Raw genomic sequence first — 6,000 nt, 5'->3', positions numbered from 1 at the left:
CTTGAATTTGCTGCCAGATATCATCGGTGAGAAGAGTACGTGCCATTGAAAAAATATAGAAATCAAAAGAGCTTAAAGGAGGATTTTAAGTATTTAAAACCAATTTTTCAAATGAGGACACGCCCTAATAAAGTCTGTGACATAAAAAATTAAGCTGAGACAGCCCTGCTTTTCAGTCCATTGACTTTAATTTTTTATAAGGTGGTCCACTCTTTACGCACATCTTCTGCTGTTTTATTGAGCACTACGCTATCGTCTTTGATTTCGCTTACCCAACTCAAGGGAATCAGATGATGCTCATTATTTTCATCATCACTTCTTGTCAATTTAATTGAATCCTGACCTTCTAAATGGTCTACCTTCCCGACTTGAGTACCACATGAAGCAATGACTGAAGCATGTTCTTTAATATCACTTGCATTAAAATTGTTCATTCTATTTGCCTGTTTCTAGAAGTTGAGAGGAACAGTCTAAGCAATAAAAAACGCCACATGTGTAAGGGTTTTCAGGCTTTGGGTTTTGAAGGGTTAAGAATGTAAACGCTTAGCACGGTTTAACCCACTACATAACAAAAATGCTTTTTGAAGTTGAGTATTCAGATATTTTTATAGCTTGATGAATTGGATGTGAAGATGTGAAGATGTGAAGATGTGAAGATGTGAAGATGTGAAGAAAGGTTAATTATTTAATGCCTGAAAATAAAGAAAGAAGATGAAGCTTAGGCTTGATCTTCTTTCTGACCATACATCCAAGTTGCAGCGATATATACACAAAAACCACTTGCCATTAAAATACCTGTAACCATTGTTAAGATCTCCCGTTTCAATATCTGCATTATGTAAAAGTTTTATGACAGTTATATGACAATCCGGTTTTTTATTAAATTTTAAATAAATAATTAAAATTCAACTACTTAATCAAAAATAATAATAAATATGACTATTTTTAGTCTGAAATATGACACTAAATATGACCAATTACTGTCATATTTGACCCGTTGAGCAGCTAAAGTCCTCCTTTAAATTGCCTAAACTATAAACTTTCGGCCAATGCTCGCCCAAAATGCCCACAACCCGATTCTTTTGTCTTATAATTTAGCCCGCTAGCTATCAGCCCGCTCAAGAGATATTTGTATGACAACTATTATCAAGCAAGATGACTTAATCACATCGGTTAAAGATGCGCTTCAGTTCATTTCTTACTATCACCCACAAGACTTTATCCAAGCGATGAGCCGTGCGTATGATCGTGAAGAGAACAAAGCTGCTAAAGATGCGATCGCGCAAATCTTAATTAACTCACGCATGTGTGCAGAAGGCCACCGCCCAATCTGTCAAGATACCGGTATCGTCAACGTATTTGTTGAAGTGGGCATGGATGTTAAATTCGATTTAACCATGGGCCTGGATGATGCAATCAATGAAGGCGTACGTCAGGGTTATTTAGAAAACTCCAACGTGCTTCGTGCATCAGTTCTGGCCGATCCTGCTTTTGGTCGTAAGAATACCAAAGACAACACTCCTGCCGTGATTTACCACAAACTTGTGCCTGGTAATAAAGTAGATATCACTGTAGCAGCCAAAGGTGGCGGTTCAGAAAATAAATCTAAACTCGCAATGTTGAACCCATCTGATTCAATCGTAGATTGGGTACTGAAAACTGTTCCAACGATGGGTGCAGGCTGGTGTCCACCAGGTATGCTAGGGATTGGGATCGGTGGTACTGCTGAAAAAGCCATGATGCTTGCCAAAGAAGCATTGATGGAAGAGATCAACATGGACGAATTACTTCGTCGTGGTCCACAATCTAAACTTGAAGAACTTCGTATCGAAATCTTCGAAAAAGTGAATGCTTTGGGTATTGGTGCACAAGGTCTTGGCGGTTTAACCACTGTACTTGATATTAAAATCAAAGATTATCCTTGTCATGCTGCAGGTAAACCAGTCGGTATGATCCCGAACTGTGCTGCGACTCGTCATGCACACTTCACACTTGATGGTTCAGGTGTTGCACATATTCAGGCACCAAAACTTGAAGACTACCCATCTGTGACTTGGGATTCTTCAACGTCTAAACGCGTTGATCTGGACAACATCACGCAAGAAGAAATGAACTCTTGGAAACCAGGCGATACGCTGCTTCTTAACGGTACAATTTACACTGGCCGTGACGCTGCGCACAAACGCATGGTGGACATGCTGAACAATGGTGAAGAACTTCCTGTTGATCTTAAAGGCAAGTTCATCTACTACGTAGGTCCAGTCGATCCAGTTGGTGATGAAGTCGTTGGTCCTGCAGGTCCTACCACTGCAACGCGTATGGACAAATTCACACGTCAAGTTCTTGAAGCGACCGGCATGTTTGGCATGATCGGTAAAGCGGATCGTGGTCCTGCTGCCGTTGAAGCAATCAAAGACAATAAAGCGACTTATTTAATGGCTGTAGGTGGCGCTGCGTACCTCGTGTCTAAAGCGATCCGTGAAGCTGAAGTGGTTGCCTTTGCTGACCTGGGTATGGAAGCGATCTACAAGTTTGTGGTGAAAGATATGCCGGTCTCTGTCGCGGTTGATGTGAATGGTACTTCTATTCACGCGACTGCACCGAAAATCTGGCAAGCTAAAATTGGCAAGATTCCAGTCGTGGACGCTGCTGCAGGCTAATTTTGACTGCAATAACAAAGCACCCTCTATCGGTAATGCCAGTCAGTTAAGGAATTGACTGGCATTTTCTTCTTGAAATTCATGATTATATCTGATAGATAGAAAAGTCATCTGCAACTGTTTGAGGCATGAGGTGTATTGCACCGCAAGATTTAAAAATGATTGTTTCTGCGACAAACTTACTAGTCGATGGTGGCTGACGAGTTTTGCGGATGAGGAGTGTTGCTCCGCAAGATGCCTTCCTTGCGAAGCTTCGCTTCTCATTTGGGCGAAACCAAAGTAACAAATAATTTACAAGAATTTGATTTATAAAATTAATACTCCGCTGTGAATGACTAAAAAATTAAAGAGTCTATTTCTAAACTCCTTAACTGATCAACATTACCCTCTATCGGTGCTTTTTTATTATATTTATTCTGGGAAATGTTCCATTACCAAGTACGCGGATCCCAAAGTTTAAAAGGTGCCTTCAACTGTACATCTAATGATGGATCATAAGCAGTTGGTTCAATTTTCTGGGCTTTTTTGCGAATCTGGCCAGTTTCCTGATCTTGCGCCACAAAGTTAAAACTGTGAGATTTAAGCTGAGTAAAAGCAATTTCATTCAGACCGACCTTTTCCGGCATGAGCATGAAGGGCCCCGAGACACTACGCCGCGTGCTGATATTTTCTTCATCATATTTAATAAAATAGGATTGTCCTGCTTCCACACTAAAATCCAGATATTTAGGCTTCTGAAAATGCAAAGCACCCAACGGTCGACTGGTACTTAAACGATATGTTCCTGTAGGAACTTCAATCCAGTAATAATGATTATGCAAAAGACTTGGAATATGTTCTTGATTGATAAACAGGCTGGCAGCGACAATTTCCTGACGGTTCCATCTGGAATCAGGACGGTATAAATACACGATGGCGGCTTGATCATGTTGTGGTTTCACCGTTTGAAACTGATTGCCCTGCTTTTGATTGACCCAGCCACCAATAGTAAACATACCAATACGATGCTGTTCCACAAAGCCCGGTTTTTTTTCAAGATCAATATTTTTTAGAGTGCTGAGTGACTGTGTAGGCTCAACGACGGCTTTCTTACCATGACACCCCAGCAATGCCAAACTGCTGATGAGTACAATTGCGACTCCACGCATGCTTATCCCTCACTGCGTCTTTATTCTTTTATATGCAAGTGCTTTGCGATTTATTTTTTATAAGTTTTAGGCATCCACGCCTAGTCAATCAGATTAACATCCAGCTTTATTTTTGGAAATAAAAAACCTGCGAAAACACGGAGTTTTCGCAGGTTTCGGATGAATAGCAGTTAAGCAGATTTGCTATTCACCACTTTTAAATCTATTTTTGTCGCTGTCTCTTGCTGCTCATGCGGTTGACGCTCGGCACGATATTCTGGCTCTGCTTCACCTTTAATCACCGCTTCATTGACGACTACTGTACCGACATCGCTGCGGCTTGGCAGGTCATACATAGTTTCGAGTAATGAATTTTCCAGGATCGAACGTAGACCACGCGCACCAGTATTACGCTCAACCGCTTTTTTTGCCACGGCACGTAATGCGGATTCTTCAAAGACCAGATCCACGTCTTCCATATCAAACAAATGTTGATACTGACGGGTTAATGCATTCTTCGGTTCAGTCAGAATCTGCATCAATGCTTCTTCATCTAACTCATCCAAAGTAGCAATCACCGGCAAACGACCAATAAATTCTGGAATCAAACCAAATTTTACCAGGTCAGTTGCTTCAACTTGACGGAACAGATCAGACAGCTTCTTGGTTTCATCTTTTTTACGCACTTCTGCGGTAAATCCGATGCCACCTTTTTCCTGACGCTGCTGCACAATTTTCTCAAGTCCAGAGAATGCACCACCACAGATAAACAGAATGTTGGATGTATCAATCTGAATGAATTCTTGCTGCGGATGCTTACGGCCACCTTGGGGCGGAATCGAAGCAACCGTACCTTCGATCATTTTCAATAAAGCCTGCTGTACGCCTTCACCCGATACATCACGCGTAATCGATGGATTTTCAGACTTGCGGGTAATCTTGTCGATCTCGTCGATATAGATAATGCCCTTCTGTGCTTTCTCGACATCATAATCGGCTTTTTGCAAAAGCTTCTGTACAATATTTTCTACATCTTCACCCACATAACCTGCTTCGGTCAGTGTGGTTGCATCTGCCATGGCAAAGGGTACATCAAGAAGGCGCGCAAGCGTTTGTGCAAGCAAGGTTTTGCCTGAGCCCGTCGGGCCGACCAGCATGATATTACTTTTTGAAAGTTCAACTGAATCGTCAGCTTTTTTGCCATTATTCTGCACTTTCAGGCGCTTGTAATGGTTATACACTGCAACCGACAAGGTCTTTTTTGCGATATCCTGACCAATGACATATTGATCCAAGGCCGCACGGATTTCCTGTGGTTTCGGCAAAGGACGATTGGCCCAGTCATTGGTTTCCACCTGTTGACTGGTTTGAACCAAATCTAAGCATACGTCCACACATTCGTTACAAATGTATGCGTCCTCGCCTGCAATCAGCTTCCCGACTTCAGACTGCGTTTTACCGCAAAATGAACAATGCTTTTGTCCTTGAGGATGTTCGGACATATTTACTCCACTATCTGAATCTTTAAAACTTATGGACGTTTAGTTAAAACTTCGTCCACAAGACCGTATTCTTTCGCTTGCTGAGCAGTCATAAAGTTATCACGGTCTGTATCGCGTGCTACTTTCTCGTATTCCTGACCGCTGTGTTCAGCCATTAAACGATTTAAACGTTCTTTAATAAATAGAATTTCACGGGCATGAATTTCAATATCCGAAGCCTGACCACGGAAACCACCGAGTGGCTGATGAATCATAACACGGGCATTTTCTAAGCAGTAACGCTTACCTTTAGTTCCGGCATTGAGCAGGAAGGCACCCATAGATGCTGCCTGCCCCATACAATAGGTCACCACGTCAGGTTTGATAAACTGCATGGTGTCATAAATTGCCATACCTGCAGTCACTGAACCACCTGGCGAGTTGATATATAAATGAATATCTTTATCTGGATTTTCAGCCTCTAAAAACAACATTTGCGCAACGATAAGGTTCGCCATATTGTCTTCAACTTCGCCCGTCATAAAAATTACACGTTCACGCAAAAGGCGTGAATAAATATCAAAAGAACGCTCACCACGAGAGGATTGTTCTACCACCATTGGCACTAAAGCGTTTTCAATCGTTGGAACATACATACGTTTATTTATTCCTAAATTTTTTGTGACCTAACCCATAATCACAATATGAGGGATAATCACTGAAATTGCAAAA

General features: G+C 41.6%; 5 protein-coding genes. 1 reads left to right on the top strand and 4 read right to left on the bottom strand.

All coding sequences use genetic code 11. The features are described 5' to 3' along the window. Positions 1–194 precede the first annotated feature (194 nt). Positions 195–434 (bottom strand): DUF2171 domain-containing protein, encoded by a 240-nt coding sequence (locus FTU44_RS06405; protein ID WP_005095591.1) that lies wholly within the window; start codon positions 432–434, stop codon positions 195–197. Positions 435–1,133: 699 nt separating this feature from the next. Here FTU44_RS06405 and FTU44_RS06400 point away from each other — a divergent pair. Further along, a complete protein-coding gene (locus FTU44_RS06400; RefSeq protein ID WP_180049874.1) occupies positions 1,134–2,660 on the top strand; it encodes a fumarate hydratase in 1,527 nt (508 codons plus the stop codon). A 431-nt stretch (positions 2,661–3,091) separates the two neighbouring features. Here FTU44_RS06400 and FTU44_RS06395 read toward each other — a convergent pair whose 3' ends face one another. From FTU44_RS06395 to clpP, 3 genes are all read right to left on the bottom strand, one after another. Then, positions 3,092–3,808 carry a DUF2846 domain-containing protein gene (locus tag FTU44_RS06395; RefSeq protein WP_100357538.1) on the bottom strand — a complete coding sequence of 239 codons (717 nt, stop codon included), beginning with the start codon at positions 3,806–3,808 and terminating at the stop codon, positions 3,092–3,094. Between the two features lie 170 nt (positions 3,809–3,978). After that, positions 3,979–5,289, bottom strand: coding sequence for an ATP-dependent protease ATP-binding subunit ClpX (clpX, locus tag FTU44_RS06390; RefSeq protein ID WP_005095585.1), 1,311 nt, complete (start codon positions 5,287–5,289; stop codon positions 3,979–3,981). A 29-nt stretch (positions 5,290–5,318) separates the two neighbouring features. Continuing rightward, positions 5,319–5,924 carry an ATP-dependent Clp endopeptidase proteolytic subunit ClpP gene (gene clpP, locus FTU44_RS06385; RefSeq protein WP_005095582.1) on the bottom strand — a complete coding sequence of 202 codons (606 nt, stop codon included), beginning with the start codon at positions 5,922–5,924 and terminating at the stop codon, positions 5,319–5,321. Positions 5,925–6,000: the final 76 nt, after the last annotated feature.

It is taken from the genome of Acinetobacter sp. YH12105 (assembly GCF_013419095.1).
Lineage (GTDB): Bacteria > Pseudomonadota > Gammaproteobacteria > Pseudomonadales > Moraxellaceae > Acinetobacter > Acinetobacter pseudolwoffii.
The sequence above is the reverse complement of the archived record's forward strand: the minus strand, read 5'-3'. Positions and strand labels throughout refer to the sequence as shown.